Source organism: Paraburkholderia sp. FW306-2-2C-D06C, from assembly GCF_058781505.1.
Genome location: NZ_JBYSWU010000021.1, coordinates 34,571 through 50,698, shown reverse-complemented (window position 1 = coordinate 50,698; position 16,128 = coordinate 34,571). Strand labels below are relative to the sequence as shown.

The window sequence follows — 16,128 nt, the reverse complement described above, 5'->3', positions numbered from 1 at the left end:
CGTCGCGCGGCTAGAGGATTCTATCGGCGAGCACCGTCTTGACGGCAGGCGAAGCGTGAAAGGCTCCCAGCACCACGACGCTCTCGATGGTCGCGAGCGCGAGCTCAGGTGAGACGTCGGCGGCAATGCTGGCCAGTCCCAGCACCTGAATGTTGAGGCGCTCGTGCGCGGCGCGTACCGCCTCGAGATCCTGCCTGGAGAAATGCTGCAGCCCGAGCACGAGCGCACGACGCGTAATCGTTTCCCGGACGACCTGCGCATGCAGCGCGAGCTGGTTTCGAATCGCCGTGCGAATCAGGTCGGTCCGGTTCGAATAAAAGCCTTCCTCGACCAGAAGATCGATCTGCCCGAGATCAACCGGGCCAAGGTTGATCGTGATTTTTTCCGAGTCGCCACCTTTGGACCGCGTCGTGTCGGGTAACGCCGTTTTTTTCATTTAGCCATCCTCTTGCCATCCATATGGATGGTTATAGGATGATTTTGGGTGCGCCGCAACATTAAAATTTGGGGTCGGTGCGCTCGGCAGCTTCCCGTCGAACTTCGGCCGTTTGGGAGTGGTTGCAGATTATCTCTTCATGGCCCGGATGCTGTCTTATGCGATGGGCATACGTAGCTCGAAACTCATGATCAGGCGATCGGCTGCGACCCTGAAGGCGACGTTCACCGCTCCTACGAAGCGGACATTGATTCAAGATAACCCGACCCGCCTCTGAAGCTGCTCCCAGATCTTTCAAAATCACAGTCCTTGAGTACGTTCACGGGACGAGCGTGTCGTCGACTAACCGCTGCCCAGGAGCTGTACCTGCCATGAACGCCTCGGCCTCCGTCGCGAACGGATGCTGGCTGTCTGCCGTGATGCATATCGGTGCAACCGTGAGGCGAGTAGCGCACACACTTCTGATAATGGTTAATACTTCTTTTCCGGCTTCTGTTTTTTATTTTTTTGCCTTACTTTTAGGGTGGCATACTTGGCTCACTTGTGGTTGAGTTAAAATGGGCGTCAGCTTGCGCAAGCTAGGCATTCTTATAGCTATAAGTCTAAGAGGAGGTGCCGAAATGAACAGTTTCGATACAGCAATCCAGACTTTCCTGACGCACATCGCTTTTAGCTCGATCATGCTTAACCACGCGATAAGGGTTATCGCGGGCCTATATACATTCAAGGGCTTCGTGCTCGTACCCATTTTGTGGTGGATATGGTTCAAACCCAGTCAGCGTGGTGAATGGGAGCGTGAAATGGTCATCGCGACGATTGCGAGTGGCCTCCTGGCGCTCGCAATCGGCAGGCTTCTCGCCCATTACTTGCCATTTCGGGCGCGGCCGATCTATAACCTCGAACTGCACCTGCACTTTCCATCAGCCGGTCTGCGAGAGGCGGTACTGCGCACCTGGAGTTCCTTTCCAAGCGACCACGCGATGCTGTGGATGTCAGTCGCGACAGGAATTTTTCTCGTCTGGCGCCGCGTCGGCGTGCTCGCGCTTTTGTACACCGCGATCTTTATATGCCTGCCGCGCGTTTATCTCGGCTTGCACTATCCGACCGACGTACTCGCGGGGGTGGCGATCGGGATTATCATCACCTACGTAATGACTCGGGACTCTGTTAGAACGCGTTTTGCAGCACCGATCTTGCGATGGATTCACAGATTTCCCGGACCCTCTTATACGTTGGCATTTCTCTTATGTTTCGAATTAATAACCCAGTTTGACGAAATACTACTGCTCGGGCAGTCGGTTTCAAAAGCACTGTGATTGCCCGTGCGCGCAGCTATCGGCCCGGCAACTACTGGCAATAGCGTGAGCTTCGGCGCAAGCATGACGGATGGACAGATTTAAATACGATTCGCACACTTAATGGCAAACGACCTCGAGATTGAGTCGGGCGCCACTTATTGGCCGACTACTGCCCGATGCGGTCGGCCGTAATCGACCCGCCGTTCACTGTCTTGCCGAACGGAGATCCCCTTTCGGCGTGGAAGTGCCATTCATATACAACCAGTTGTAGCTAGACGCGCGCCTCTCGTTTCGGCACCCGGCGCGCAGGGCGCCGCAGGCCGGGCGTCACTCACGATTCGGTCCGACCTCGAGCGTTCGACGCTGCGCACCGCGCATCCCAACTTCCCAATGCAATCGCCCTGACGACGGCGCAATCCCCGCGTTGGAATCCGATCGCGCGGGCGGCGCTGGAATTTGCCACCCGTCCCGATCGTTCTTTCCGTGGAACTGTAACAGCGGTAACGATTTCGACCGGGCAGCAGCCCCGCGTTCGCGAATTCGCACGTTCGAACGGAGTCAAAAGTACAACAGACCAGCGATGTCTGGTTCGAGGGCGATCCGCAGCCGATCTGCGTGGATCGCGCCTTGCGAGGAGGGAAGATGAAGTCCACCATGTTCCGGATTCTCGCCGGGATGCTGGCAAGCCTGATCCTCGGAGCATCATCGGGAGTGCATGGTGAGAGCGAGGTCCAGCCGGCGCCGCAGGCCGCCGCGCCGTTGACGGCAGAGCAGTTCGATCAAATGCTCGCGCCGATCGCGCTCTATCCTGATCCGCTGGTCGCCCAGATCCTGATGGCGGCGACCTATCCGCTGGAAGTCGTCGAAGCCGATCGCTGGGTTCAGCAGCCGGGCAACGCGGCGCTCCAGGGCGGGCAGTTGACTGACGCGCTCGAGCAGCAGCCCTGGGATCCGAGTGTGAAGTCGCTCGTGCCGTTTCCGCAGGTGCTGAAGATGCTCGATGACAACCTCGAGTGGACCGAGCGCATTGGCGACGCCTTTCTGGCCAGCCAGCCGGCGGTCATGGATTCGATCCAGCGCCTTCGCCAGCGTGCGCAGGCGGCAGGCACGCTGCAGTCGATACCGGAGGAGGCGGTCAACCAGGTCGGGCAGGACATCACGATTCAGCCCGCCAGCGCAGACACCGTCTACGTTCCGGTCTACAACCCGACGACCGCCTATGGCGCCTGGCCTTATCCCGCTTATCCGCCCTACTATTTCCCAAATAACTTCTACGACGCGGTGCCCGGTCCGTTCGGCTTCGGCTGGGTGAGCGTAGCCATAGTCGTTCCGCTGTGGGGTTGGGAGCATTGTGACTGGCATCGGCACCACGTCGACCTCGACCGCGACCGCTTCGCCGATCTGAACCGCCACCATCGGCCGTCGGGAGTCGAGTGGACGCACGATCCGTGGCATCGGCACGGCGTTCCGTACCGCGACCCGGTCGTGCAGAGCCGGTTTGTGTCGAACGCCGCGTCGCCGGATGCGCGCCCGGCTTTGCGCGGAAATCCGGCAGCGTTGGCCGTTCCTTCATCGCGCACCGTGCCGGCCGTCGCGGGGATGCCGGGGGGCGCGCATCCGCAGGCGGCTCCGGTGCCGGCGCCGCAGGGTCCTCATGCGCAGATGCCTCGGGTGTGGACAGCGCCCCGCGCAGAGGTGACGCCGGCGCCACAGGTCCCTCACGCGCAGATGCCTCAGGTATGGACGGCGCCGCGCGCACAGGTACCTCAGCCACCGCAGGTTCCTCACGCGCAGACGCCTCAGGTATGGACGGCGCCCCGCGCGCAGGTCCCACCGACGCCGCAGGTTCCTCATGAGCAGATGCCTCAGGTATGGGCGCCGCGCGCACAGGAACCTCTGTCACCGCAGGTGCACCACGTACAGGCGCCTCAAGTACTGCGGGCGCCTCCAGCGCAGATGCCGCACCCGATGCCGCGGCCAACCGCTGTGGTGATGCCGCACGTCGCGCCAGGCTTCGTACCGTCCGGTCGCGGCCTTGGCATGCAGGCGCCAGTCATGCCCGGACGCGTCAGCGGCATGCCAGCGCCCGTATTCCGTCCTGCGGGCGGGGTGGCGCGGCCGGCGACGTCGGACGGCGCCAGGACACACTGAAGAGCGGCGTATCGGTCGCCTGCGGACAACCACGAACAGCGCATCCGGCACAGGCGTCTGACGTATCGAACCTGCAACGATGGACGGCCAGCGGCAGCCCGGACCGGATCCGCGCGTTCACACGTCCTCCGGAATCGGGTTGCAAAAGCTGATGAACAGATCAGGCTGATCGAGAGTCGTCGAGGAAAAAAGCGCGTCTGTAACTACACAACTTCGTTTTGAACGTTTGATCGGCAACGCTAACTTTGCTCGTATGAAGCGAAATCATTGTTGAAGTTAAGGTCCTTCCGTCCTACATCGACTTGAGCTTGTCACGTTCACGTTGAAGATCCTTCGGCGATAACGGCACAAAACCGCCCTTAACCAGCACTGGCGATGCAATCAACGCCTGCCCCTCGTCCGAAAGCGCAGTATCCAGATACGCCTTCATCCACGGTTCCAGCGGTTTTCCATCCGCACGATTCACGTAAAATTGGACAAACGAAGCGAGCGGATATTTGCCCTTCGCAACGTTATCGTAGGTGGGTGTGAAGAGCTTTCCCGCTTCCGTTCCAAGGGCAAGCGTTCTCACTTTTGCCGGCGGTTTCGGCGCATCTTTCGGCCCGACAATACCAATGCCGCACACATCCTCGGCAACCGCATTCAGGACCTCATCGGAAGTGTCGAAGGCTTCATAGGTGGCGGCGAACGGATGATTGCCCAGCTTCGCCTGTCGCATGGATGTCGTCGCGCCGCCGTCGTCGCGTCGACCGTAGAGGTGAATGCGCCGCTTGCTGCATTCCGGCGGGAACGTCGCACCTTCGATCTGCGACCAGAGATTGATATCGCCCTGTTCGGCGCCCGATGTGAAAATTTGCGCAAGCTGAGTGAGCGTCAGACCCGGCAGCGGATTGCGCTGGTTGACAAAAACCGATGCGGGATTGTGCATCGATTCACCCACTCCGTATCCCGCGTAGCCGATACGGATCGTCACCGGATCGCGGCCATGAACCTGCCTGAATGCGGCGCGTTCGCCGCCGAACGCGTCGCGCGTGATGGGCGCGAGTGCGCTGACATCGGCGGTCAGTGCGGGTAATGCAGCCGAAGCGCCCTTCAGATCGAGATCGAATTTGAACTGCGGGTGACTTCTCACGAATAATTGATCGAGTTGTCGCAGAAGTCCGCTCATGTTGTCGTCGCCTGCGATAACAACCGCTCCCGCCGGATTCAGATAAGAAGCATGGGCTGGAACCGCGAGGTCGCTGGCCGCTGAGGCAATCGCGCAGGTGGTAAGTCCCGTCAAAACGACGATAACCGCAGCGGTGCGACGAGAATAATTGGAGCGCTTCTTCAACATGACTTTTCCGGTTCCCTGTTTGTCCATCGACACGACTCAGTTCAGCTTGGCGAGTTCTGCTCTCGCCTCGTCCGCCGAGAGCGGCATATAGCCGTTCGCCTGGGACGCGATGATCTGCTGCCCTTCCCGCGACAGCACCATGCGCATGTATTCAGCCACGAGCGGATCGAGCGGCTGATCTGGAACGCGCCGCAAGTAGAAATAGAGAAAGCGCCCATACGGGTAAGCATTGCTGACGATCTCGGCGGGCGTGCCGGTTGTCGTGTGTCCATTCCTGCCGATAATCGGCACGGCTTTGATGCTCTTCGTTTCACGTCCGATAGCCGCCACCGCGATGCCGGCAGGGTCCTGCTCCAGACGATGCAGGATCGCGCCCGTGTCGCCGTACTGTTCGGAGTCGGGCGCGAGCTTGCGCCGCTGCAAGTGGTTTGCTTGCAGATAGTCGCCGAAGCCAGTGTGCTCCGGTGTGCCGTAAGGATGGATCGCGCGGGATGCCCACACACCGCCCAGCCCCAGTTGTCCCCAGCGTGAATAGTCGCCGTTTGCATTGCCGATCGACAGGATCTTGCTCACCTGCTCCTCGCTCAGCCGCTCCAGCGGATTCGCGCGGTTCACGTACACCGCGAGCGAAGTGGCGAGATGCTTCGACGTATCGTTCGATGCATGGGCCACGCGAATTTCGATCGGCGCACCGCCGACGGCTTCCTTGTACGCCCGCTCTTCCGAGGGATTGATGCCGCGTCCCACCGGCCCGAACGGAATCACGCCGTACGTGACCAGCGGGATGGCGCTTGTGGTGCCCTTTGCCTGGTTGTCGAAGCGGATGTCGGCGTGGGTTTGCGAGAACAGCGCGTTGAAACGCTCCACGATGAACTGCACATGTTCTGCGCCGCCAACCCGGATCGCGCCCGAATCCGTTACGTAGCGGGCGTTATCGGGGATGCGAACCGGCGTCGGCCGATACGTTGGGAGCGCGGCATCGACCGTCGGGAGAGACGTCGTGCTGCTCGTACCGGTAGCACAACCGGTGAGCAACGCGGTGAGTAAACTGGTGTGTAGCACGGCAGAAGATAACATCGCACGCGCCGTGGGCCGGTCAACCGAATTGCGAGTGACCTCAAGCATCATTTCAGTTTCTCCAGTTCGTCATGTCGTTCCTGATCCGTGAGCGGGATGTAGCCGCCCGGCTGCGAAGCGATCACCGCCTGTCCCGCCGGCGAGAGCACCAGACGCAAATACGCGAGCGCCACCGGATCGAGCGGCTCACCGGCGACCTTGCGTACATACACGTATAGATATCGGCCGTAGGGGTAGCGGCCGGACGCGACTTCGTCGCGGCTGCCGCGCATCGGCGTACCGCCATCGACCGGCACGATGCCCACTTGCTTCAACCGCTCGTTGCCACGGCCGATGCCCGCGAACGCGATGCCCGCGGGATCGTCGGCGAGACGCACGAGGATGTCCGCGGTGCTCCCATGCTGTTCGTAGGCGGCGGAAAACGGCCGTCCATCCACATGCGTGGTTTGCATGTAAACACCCATGCCCGTCCATTCCGGCGTGCCGTAAGGATGGATCGCGCGCGGCGCCCAGGCGCCTGTGAGACCGAGCTGTCCCCAGCGCGAATAGTCGCCGCCAGCATTGCCGACGGACAACATCTTCGCGACCTGAACCGGCGTCAGGTTCTCGATCGGATTCGCGCGGTTCACATAAATGCCAAGCGAATATGAGAGGTCTTCTGTCGCGTTGTCCGACGTATGCGCGATGCGGATCTCAAGCGGCAGCGCGCCGTTCGCGGCCTGATAAGCATCGGTTTCCTGCCGGGTCGCCGTGCGTCCCATCAGCGCGAGCAGGACCTTTCCATACGTGAGCCATGGCATCGCGCTGCTCGTCCCGCTCAACGGTGCGGCGAACGTGGCGCCCGGATTCGCCTGCACGTAGAGGCGATTAAATCCATCGACGATGAAATCGCCGTGCTCCGCACCGGCAGTGCGGATCGCACCGTCGATCAGATAACCGGAATTTTCCGCGCCGCCTGACGCTTGTGTTACGCCCAGCGCCAGCAGACCAAACAGCGCGACACGGCGCAAGAATCGCATAGGCATTTCGATCATCTTCAGAAGTCGAGCCTGGCGGAGAGCATGACCTGGCGGCTCTCGCCGATACTGACAAACGGCGTGCCCGTACAGCAGCTTCCGGTGTAGTAAGTCGTGTTGAACAGGTTCCGCGCGTTCAACTGCCAGTCGATGTACTGCCCGAAGATGTGCGAATTCCACGATACGAACGCATCGAAGACACGGCCGTAGGGCAAGTGATAGACCTTGCCGGTGCCGTCGCCGACGGCCATGCTGCTGAACACCCGCACGCCGCCGCCTGCGCGCACGCGACCGGACGCGGGTCCCACTTCCACGTTGCCGAAGTCGCGGGTGAGATAGAACGCGCCCTGGTGCTTCGGCGTGTTCGGCAGCGGATTGCCAGCGAGCTTCGGATCGTCCTGATAACGCGCCTCGGTCAGCGCATAGCTGGCGATCATGCTCCAGTGGTCGGTGAGCTGGCCGTTGACATCGAGTTCAAGACCACGCGAGCGCGCTCGGCCGGCGTTGCGCGTGTAGTTGATGCCGTTGATCGTCTCGGTGGTCTGGATGTTCTGCTTGCGGATATCGAAGAGCGCCATGGTGCCGGTAAGCCTGTCGGTTTCCAGCTTCGTGCCGATCTCGAACGCCTTGGCCCGCTCCGGCGGCAACGTGCCGATGGGCGTCGCAATCGACGTGTTCGGGCGGAACGACTCGCCATAGCTGCCGTAGGTCGACCATTGCGGCGTGATCTTGTAGACGAGCCCGGCGTGCGGCACGAAGCGGCTGTCGCTTTGCGTCGAGCCGACAACGAACGGCCGGCCCTTGCCGGTCAGCTCCTGGAAGCTTTCATAGCGGACACCGCCCAGCAGGATCCATCGGTCACCGAAATGAATGGCGTCCTGGACGAATGCACCGCGATCGATGAGCTTGTCGGTCTGGTTGCTGTCGGCGGCAGAAAGCGTATACGTAGCCGGCAACTGTCCGTAGACCGGCGCGTACATATTGAACTGCGAGTTGTTCTTCCCCCGATAAAGATCCGCCAGCACGCGATAGTTCCGCATGTAGTCGAAGCCCGTCAGGATGTCGTGGCGCATGCCGAACCATGTCACCTTCCCTTCCAGGTTCAAGGTCAGGTTGTGCGTGGATTGCACGCCGTTCTGGGTCGAGTCGACCCGCCGCGTCAGCACGCCCGTGGTGAAATTCGGCGAGATGATGCGCGCTTGCTGGTCGTTATAGTAGGTTCGGTTCCAGCCGTAACCCGCATGCAGCGTCCAGTCCGCGCCGAGCTTCTGATCGACGCGCACATTGAGCGCATCGGAACGGCCGGCCGAGATGTTATAGGCCTCGTCGAAGCGCTCCTTCTTGGACACCGCAACGGGATTTCCTGTGCGTGTATCGATGATGGTCCCCCGGTCGATCGGCACGGCATAGCTCATGTGCTCGTACTGCACCATGACCGTGGTGCTGCGGCCGAACCACGCAAGCGACGGCGCGATGGTGTCCTGCCGGTTGTAGCCGAAGTTGCGCCAATAGTCGGTGCGCTGATGATCCGCGATAAACCGGTAAGCCAGCCCCGACGTACCAATTGGACCGGTCAGGTCAGCTTGCGCCCCACCGCCGCCGTAGCTGCTGGTGAATCCGGACACCGAGTGCGCGGCCTCCAGTTCCGGTTTCTTCGTCACCACGTTGATCAGGCCGCCGGGGTCCTGAATGCCATAGAGCATCGACGCGGGTCCCTTGAGCACTTCGATGCGCTCGGTCGTCGGCGTGAAATTGCGCGGCTGCACCGACTGCATGCCGTCGCGAAGAATGGAGTTGTCGCGGTTATCGCCGAAACCGCGCTTGACGATGGCGTCGAGCGTACCGCCCAGCGTGTTGCCCATGCGCACGCCGGGAACCGTTTCGAGCGCTTCGGCGAGGCTGTCCGGCTGGCGATCCTGAATAGACTGCTGCGTGACGACGTTCACGGCCTGCGGGATGTCGATAAGCGGCGTGTCGGTGCGGGTAGCGACGGACGCGCGCCGTGCCTGATAGCCTCGTTCGGCGTCCGCGTCCGCGTCCGCGTCGGCCGTCGGCCTGACCGCTTTGACGTTCACGGCCGGCAAGGTGTTGTCCGATGCCGCCAGTGCGGGAGATTCGTCCGTGGCGGCAACTGCGCGGCTCGATATCGCTACGAGGGCCACTGCAAGCACAACGGGACGAAGGGTTGTGCGGAGCTGCTTACCTCTTGGCGGAATCATCGTTAACCCTTGCGTTTTGTAAGGGAACGCATCGTAACGTTAACGATAATTATTCGCAATACGATTTCGAATAATTGTAAGGTGACTCGCGATAGGGTGGCGCTTCCGGCAGGCGCCGTCGCTGCGCGCGCGCAACCTCGACACCAACGAACTCGAACAGAATGACTGCCGCTTCCCCGGGCGAGGTAAGCCGTCGTCCCGATCTGCCTCCTGTGTCGACGGGCGTTGCAGGGCACACGCTCAACTGCATCCGAATGCCGCCATCTAGCGTATAAATGAAGCAGGTGGGCGAGCCACCGTCAGGAGACACCGCCATGAAATTCATGATGACCTTCCACTGGGCACCGGATACCCAGCAGCGTGCCGAAGCCATTGCGCGCTTTCAGCGAACCGGCGGGCTCCCGCCTGACGGCGTCCGGTTGGTGGGCCGGTGGACGCGAGCCGATCTGGGCGCAGGGTTCGATCTGCTCGAAACAGATGATATGAAGAAGCTCACCGAGTTCGCCTATCAATGGAGCGATCTGATGGAGCTGGAAATCACCCCGGTGCTTGACGACGCCGAGCTGGGCGAAGTGCTGGGGCGCGTAGTCAAGTAGTTCAACGCATGTTCGACATCGACGCTATTCGACATGAACACCACCGGGCGCGCCCGCAGCCACGACCTGCGGCACCACTTGACCCTTGCAGCTGGGCCGGGACGCTGGCGACGAGCGATCCTGGCCATGCTTGTCGCGCTGATCGGCTATGCCGCCGCCGATCTTTTCTGGCCGTTGCACCGTGACCTGAGCCGCTTTGATCCCATTGCGACGGGGACACTCGAAACAAAAATATGGCGCTCTTACTATGACCGCCAGCACGTGAAGCTCTTTCTTGAACTGGCACAGACCCTGCGCACGCAGTATCGCTTTCCGTGGCTAAGGTCGTACGTCGGCGCTTACTACGGCGCATCGGCCGCCTTCACCTTCAAGGAAGGCCAGCAGCGCAGCGATTACGAAAAAGCGTTGCCGGCGCTGCACACCTATTTCAGCCTGATCCGCAATACGGGGAACCGCGACTTCGATGTCCGGCGCACCGCCACGCTCGAACTGGAATGGTGGATCGTGCACCGGCAGCGTGAGCGCTATCCGCCCGGCGCGTTGGCCAGCGCGTGTGCTGAAGCTGCCGCATCGCTGTACATGGTGCCCGCGAACTCGACACTCGAACACGGGCGCTTGCGTGCGCAAGCGATGCTGCTTCGCGACGCCCGTGAAGAAGCCGGCAGCGTCACCGACGCCGATTGGGCAACCATCGAATCGCTATTGCACCGGAGCTACCTGTCGCTTGGCCATGCCGTTTCATCGACGCCAGGGACATCTACGAACTGATCGAGGCGCTGGTCTATGACAAGGTCACCGTAGCGCGGCACGTCGTCGGCAATGAGCTGATTCACTGCCTGCTCCACTGCCTCAGCGGTAAGCGGCTGAGGCGAAACAGATCGACCTCGACCTGTCTCACCCCGACGCCGCGCAGACAGTCGTTGATTGTGTTCGCGAACGGTAGCGCACCGAGAGAGCCTTGGCACGCCAATCCCACGATGATTGTGCCGCAACAGCGAGCGCGCTCGAGAAATGGAATAGTCCTCCGCATCTGGCCGTTTACACCTCGTACCAGAACCTGGGGCATATTTCGATGAACACCTGGCTGAAGTACATCATTCGCTCCAGTGGCTGCGTGCTGCTGGCGACCTTCTCCGCGTTGCTCGCTGCCTGTGGCGGAGGTGGCGGCACTAGTAGCGCGAACAACATGCCCACGACGATCGCGTTTTCCGGTACGACGGCAACCGGCAAGGCGCTCGCGAACGCTGCGATCAGGATCGATTGCGTGCAAGGCTCGATGTCCGTGGCTGCTGATTCGAACGGGAACTACCGCGCGACGCTTGGCGCGGTGCCACCTTGCCTGATCACCTCGACGTCGGGTGCGACCGTGCTGCTTTCGACGGCATTTGCCAGCGGCACCTACAACGTCACGCCGGAAACGGATCTTTTGCTGTCGTATCTGGCCGCGCAGCTGGGCACGACCGAAAGCGGACTTGTCGCCGGCATCGCGACAAACACGCGAGTTCAGCAATCACTGGCGAATCAGAACAATGTGCTGACTGCTGAGAACGCTGTTGTACAAAATCTGCAGCAAAGATATGGCTTGACGCTGACCGCTCCGAATTTCCTGACCGCTTCTTTCGCCGTCGGTCAACCAGGCGTGGACAGCGATCTCGAAGCACTCCGCGCCAGCGGCGCAATCGACGCTAACGGCGAGCCAGACCCTGCCGCCGTCACGCTCATGACGACGACGGGAGCCGCGCATCCGATCGCGACATCGCCAGCCTCCGGCACGGGCGGAAGCGGCGGAAGTAGTGGTAGCGGGGCGGGTACCGGAAGCATGGGCGGCATGATGTGACGCGACGGGACACGACGGAATGCCGCGAGCGTCACTTCACGCCTGAAGCATCTCCAGGCACGCGCACCCACCCTTCCATCAACACACGAGCGCTGCGGCTCATGACGGCCTTGGTGACGGTCCACTCGCCGTCGTTCCGGCGAGCTTCTGCACCCACGCGCAAGGTTCCCGACGGATGGCCGAAGCGCACCGCGTCGCGCTCGCCACCACCGGCCGCGAGATTCACCAGCGTGCCCGGGATCGCGGCGGCCGTGCCGATCGCGACCGCGGCCGTCCCCATCATCGCGTGATGCAGCTTGCCCATCGACATCGCCCGCACCAGCAGATCGACATCGCCGGCGGCAATGCGCTTGCCGCTCGACGCGACGTAATCGGCCGGCCTCGCGACGAATGCGATCTTCGGCGTGTGCTGCCGCGTCGCGATCTCGTCGAGATGCCTGATGAGGCCCATGCGCAGCGCGCCATGCGCACGAATGGTCTCGAACCTCGCGAGCGCTTTGTCGTCGCTATTGATGGCGTCCTGCAACTCGGTACCCGTGTAGCCGAGCGCTTGCGCGTTCACGAAGATGGTCGGAATGCCGGCGTTGATCATCGTCGCCTTCAGCGTGCCAACGCCCGGCACCTCGAGATCGTCGACCACGTTGCCGGTCGGGAACATCGCGCCGCCGGCGCCCTCTTCTTCGGCGGCCGGATCCATGAACTCCAGTTGCACTTCCGCCGCGGGGAACGTCACGCCGTCAAGCTCGAAGTCGCCGGTTTCCTGCACGGCGCCATCGGTAATGGGCACGTGGCCGATGATGGTCTTGCCGATGTTGGCTTGCCAGATACGCACGGTGGCCACGCCGTTTTGCGGAATGCGGTTCGCGTCGACCAGGCCGGCGCTGATCGCAAACGGACCCACGGCGGCGGAGAGATTGCCGCAGTTGCCGCTCCAGTCGACAAAGGCCTTGTCGATGGAGACCTGGCCGAACAGGTAGTCGACATCGTGATCGGGCCGGCTGCTCTTCGCGATGATGACCGTCTTGCTGGTGCTCGAGGTCGCGCCGCCCATGCCGTCAATCTGCTTGCCGTACGGGTCCGGGCTGCCGATCACACGCATCAGCAGCGCATCGCGCGCCGCGCCTGGCGCCTGCGCGGCTTCGGGCAAATCCTGCAAGCGGAAGAACACGCCTTTGCTGGTGCCCCCGCGCATATAAGTCGCCAGAATCTTGATCTGAGGTTGGTGAGCCATGAAATTGTTGTCCTGATGTGAGTGGGCGGCACGTCGCCGTACCGCCCGAACGCGATGAGAGAAACGCGTTCTTACATGCCGTCTTCAGGCTTGTCTTTTACTTTCGTCTTTAAGTACGTCTTTAAGCACGTCCTTAAGCAGCCGCCTTCGACGATTCCAGAAAATCCTGCGCAAAGCGTTGCAACACGCCGCCGGCCTCGTAGATGGACACTTCTTCCGCGGTATCGAGCCGGCAGGTCACCGGCACCTCCACGCGCTCGCCGTTCCTGCGATGGATCACGAGCGTGAGGTCGGTGCGCGGCTTGCGCTCGCCGATCACGTCGAAGGTCTCGGTGCCGTCGATACCGAGCGTGTGACGGTTCACGCCGGGTTTGAACTCCAGCGGCAACACGCCCATGCCGACCAGATTGGTACGGTGAATACGCTCGAAACCTTCGGCGACGATCGCTTCCGCGCCGGCGAGACGCACGCCCTTGGCCGCCCAGTCACGCGACGAACCCTGGCCGTAGTCGGCTCCGGCAATCACGATCAGCGGCTGCTTGCGCTCCATGTAGGTTTCGATGGCTTCCCACATGCGCGTCACCTTGCCTTCGGGCTCGATGCGGGCCAGCGAGCCGGCCTTCACCTTGCCGTTTTCCAGCACCATCTCGTTCTTCAGCGTGGGGTTCGCAAAGGTGGCGCGCTGCGCGGTGAGGTGATCGCCGCGATGGGTCGCATAGGAGTTGAAGTCCTCCTCCGGCAGGCCCATCTTCGCCAGATATTCGCCGGAAGCGCTGTCGGCGAGGATCGCGTTGGACGGCGACAGGTGGTCGGTGGTGATGTTGTCGCCCAGCACGGCCAGCGGGCGCATGCTCTCGAGCGTGCGCTCGCCGGCCAGCGCGCCTTCCCAATACGGCGGGCGGCGAATGTAGGTGCTCATCGGACGCCAGTCGTACAGCGGGTTGGCCTTCTCGCCGGTATCGACGGAGACGGCGAACATCGGCTCATACACCTTGCGGAACTGTTCCGGCTTCACGCTGGCAGCGAAGATCGCGTCGATCTCTTCATCGGACGGCCAGATGTCCTTCAGCGTCACGGGCCGGCCGTCGGCGTCGATCCCCAGCACATCTTTCTCGATGTCGAAGCGGATGGTGCCGGCGATCGCGTAAGCCACCACCAGCGGCGGCGACGCGAGAAAGGCCTGCTTCGCGTATGGATGGATGCGGCCGTCGAAGTTGCGGTTGCCGGACAGTACGGCGGTGGCATACAGATCGCGCTCGACGATTTCCTTCTGGATCACCGGATCCAGCGCGCCCGACATGCCGTTGCACGAAGTGCAGGCATACGCGACGACGCCAAAGCCCAGCCGTTCCAGTTCCGGCAGCAGCCCGGCCTCTTCCAGATACAGCGTGACCGCTTTCGAACCCGGCGCCAGCGAGCTCTTCACCCACGGCTTGCGGATCAGTCCGCGCCGGTTCGCGTTGCGGGCGAGGAGGCCCGCCGCGATCATGTTGCGCGGGTTGTTGGTGTTCGTACAGCTGGTGATCGCAGCGATGATCACCGCGCCGTCCGGCATCAGGCCAGGCTCGTTCTCCACCTTGCCGCTGATGCCGCGCGCGGCCAGCTCCGAAGTCGGCACGCGCTTGTGAGGATTGGACGGCCCGGCAATATTACGCACCACCGAAGACAAGTCGAAGCGGATCACCCGCTCGTACCCGGCGTTCTTCAGGCTGTCCCCCCAGAGGCCTGTTTCCTTCGCATAGGTTTCCACCAGCTTGACCAGTTCGTCGTCGCGGCCGGTGAGCTTCAGGTACTTGATGGTCTGCTCGTCGATGTAGAACATCGCGGCGGTGGAGCCAAACTCCGGCGCCATGTTGGCAATGGTTGCGCGGTCGCCCAGCGTCAAATGGGCAGCGCCTTCGCCGTAGAACTCCAGGTACGAGGACACCACCTTCTCTTTACGCAGGAACTCGGTCAAGGCCAGCACGATATCCGTCGCGGTGATGCCCGGCTGCGGCTTGCCGGTCAGCTCCACGCCGATGATGTCCGGCAGACGCATCCACGAAGCGCGGCCCAGCATGACGCTTTCTGCTTCGAGGCCGCCCACGCCGATCGCGAGCACGCCCAGCGCGTCCACCATCGGCGTATGCGAGTCGGTGCCCACCAGTGTGTCGGGGAACGCCACGCCGTCTTTCACCTGCACCACCGGGCTCATGCGCTCGAGGTTGATCTGATGCAGGATGCCGTTGCCCGGCGGAATGACGTCGACGTTCCTGAACGCGAGCCTGGTCCAGTTGATGAAGTCGAAGCGGTCTTCGTTGCGACGGTCCTCGATTGCACGGTTCTTCACAAACGCGTCCGGATCGAAGCCGCCGCACTCGACGGCGAGCGAGTGGTCCACCACCAGTTGCGTCGGCACGACCGGGTTGACCATCGCCGGGTCGCCGCCTTGAGCCGCAATCGCATCGCGCAGACCCGCGAGATCGACCAGCGCCGTTTGGCCAAGAATGTCATGACACACCACGCGCGCCGGGAACCACGGAAAATCCAGCTCGCGCTTGCGTTCGACGATCTGCTCGAGCGATGCGTTCAGCGTGGCCGGGTCGCAGCGCCGCACGAGGTTTTCGGCCAGCACGCGCGACGTGTACGGCAGCTTGTCATAAGCGCCTGGCTTGATCGCATCGACGGCGGCGCGCGTGTCGAAGAAATCCAGCTCGGTGCCGGGAAGGCGTTTGCGGTTTGCAGTATTCATGGCTTAGAGGACAACTCTGGGGACAAAACAGTAATGATCTGGGGACGGTGTGGCGGCCGGGCTTCAGTTTAGCTCGCCGGCTTGCCGCCGGTCTCGCGAACAAGCTGCAAAACGCGCCGCAAAAAACAGCCTTGGCTCGGGGTTCCAGCGAGCCAACGCCCAACTTCATTGCATCGCTCTCACGAGACGCAATGGAGGAG

General features: G+C 62.0%; 12 protein-coding genes. 5 read left to right on the top strand and 7 right to left on the bottom strand.

Annotated features, from left to right (window positions below; all coding sequences use genetic code 11):
- Positions 1 to 10: 10 nt before the first annotated feature.
- Complete coding sequence (locus AC3WLT_RS17725; protein WP_492592998.1) at positions 11 to 436, bottom strand: CopG family transcriptional regulator; 426 nt, start codon at positions 434 to 436, stop codon at positions 11 to 13.
- 620 nt (positions 437 to 1,056) lie between these two features.
- Here AC3WLT_RS17725 and AC3WLT_RS17720 point away from each other — a divergent pair.
- Complete coding sequence (locus tag AC3WLT_RS17720) at positions 1,057 to 1,752, top strand: phosphatase PAP2 family protein (protein WP_492592997.1); 696 nt, start codon at positions 1,057 to 1,059, stop codon at positions 1,750 to 1,752.
- Between the two features lie 624 nt (positions 1,753 to 2,376).
- On the top strand, positions 2,377 to 3,885 hold the full coding sequence (locus AC3WLT_RS17715) for a DUF3300 domain-containing protein (RefSeq protein WP_492592996.1): 1,509 nt from the start codon (positions 2,377 to 2,379) through the stop codon (positions 3,883 to 3,885).
- A gap of 292 nt (positions 3,886 to 4,177) precedes the next feature.
- Here the strand turns inward: AC3WLT_RS17715 and AC3WLT_RS17710 are convergent, their stop codons facing one another.
- The 4 genes from AC3WLT_RS17710 to AC3WLT_RS17695 are packed head-to-tail and all read right to left on the bottom strand — an operon-like array spanning position 4,178 to position 9,476.
- Positions 4,178 to 5,221 (bottom strand): PstS family phosphate ABC transporter substrate-binding protein, encoded by a 1,044-nt coding sequence (locus AC3WLT_RS17710; protein WP_492592995.1) that lies wholly within the window; start codon positions 5,219 to 5,221, stop codon positions 4,178 to 4,180.
- Between the two features lie 36 nt (positions 5,222 to 5,257).
- Positions 5,258 to 6,298 (bottom strand): PstS family phosphate ABC transporter substrate-binding protein, encoded by a 1,041-nt coding sequence (locus AC3WLT_RS17705; protein ID WP_492592994.1) that lies wholly within the window; start codon positions 6,296 to 6,298, stop codon positions 5,258 to 5,260.
- Positions 6,299 to 6,345: 47 nt separating this feature from the next.
- Positions 6,346 to 7,323 (bottom strand): PstS family phosphate ABC transporter substrate-binding protein, encoded by a 978-nt coding sequence (locus AC3WLT_RS17700; RefSeq protein ID WP_492592993.1) that lies wholly within the window; start codon positions 7,321 to 7,323, stop codon positions 6,346 to 6,348.
- Positions 7,324 to 7,334: 11 nt separating this feature from the next.
- On the bottom strand, positions 7,335 to 9,476 hold the full coding sequence (locus tag AC3WLT_RS17695; RefSeq protein WP_492592992.1) for a TonB-dependent siderophore receptor: 2,142 nt from the start codon (positions 9,474 to 9,476) through the stop codon (positions 7,335 to 7,337).
- A gap of 371 nt (positions 9,477 to 9,847) precedes the next feature.
- Between AC3WLT_RS17695 and AC3WLT_RS17690 the strand changes: the two genes are divergently transcribed.
- The 3 genes from AC3WLT_RS17690 (at position 9,848) to AC3WLT_RS17680 (ending at position 11,966) form a co-directional block, all read left to right on the top strand.
- On the top strand, positions 9,848 to 10,129 hold the full coding sequence (locus AC3WLT_RS17690; RefSeq protein WP_492592991.1) for a DUF3303 domain-containing protein: 282 nt from the start codon (positions 9,848 to 9,850) through the stop codon (positions 10,127 to 10,129).
- Positions 10,130 to 10,162: 33 nt separating this feature from the next.
- Positions 10,163 to 10,897, top strand: a complete 735-nt coding sequence (locus tag AC3WLT_RS17685) for a hypothetical protein (RefSeq protein ID WP_492592990.1) — start codon at positions 10,163 to 10,165, stop codon at positions 10,895 to 10,897.
- A 190-nt stretch (positions 10,898 to 11,087) separates the two neighbouring features.
- Positions 11,088 to 11,966, top strand: a complete 879-nt coding sequence (locus AC3WLT_RS17680; protein ID WP_492592989.1) for a hypothetical protein — start codon at positions 11,088 to 11,090, stop codon at positions 11,964 to 11,966.
- Between the two features lie 31 nt (positions 11,967 to 11,997).
- Here AC3WLT_RS17680 and prpF read toward each other — a convergent pair whose 3' ends face one another.
- Together prpF and acnD are read right to left on the bottom strand one after the other, a co-directional pair.
- The gene (gene prpF / locus AC3WLT_RS17675; RefSeq protein ID WP_492592988.1) at positions 11,998 to 13,197 is read right to left on the bottom strand and encodes a 2-methylaconitate cis-trans isomerase PrpF; all 1,200 of its coding nucleotides are present in this window, start codon (positions 13,195 to 13,197) and stop codon (positions 11,998 to 12,000) included.
- Between the two features lie 133 nt (positions 13,198 to 13,330).
- Positions 13,331 to 15,928: a Fe/S-dependent 2-methylisocitrate dehydratase AcnD gene (gene acnD, locus AC3WLT_RS17670; protein ID WP_492592987.1), complete on the bottom strand. Its 2,598-nt coding sequence runs from the start codon at positions 15,926 to 15,928 to the stop codon at positions 13,331 to 13,333.
- Positions 15,929 to 16,128 lie beyond the last annotated feature (200 nt).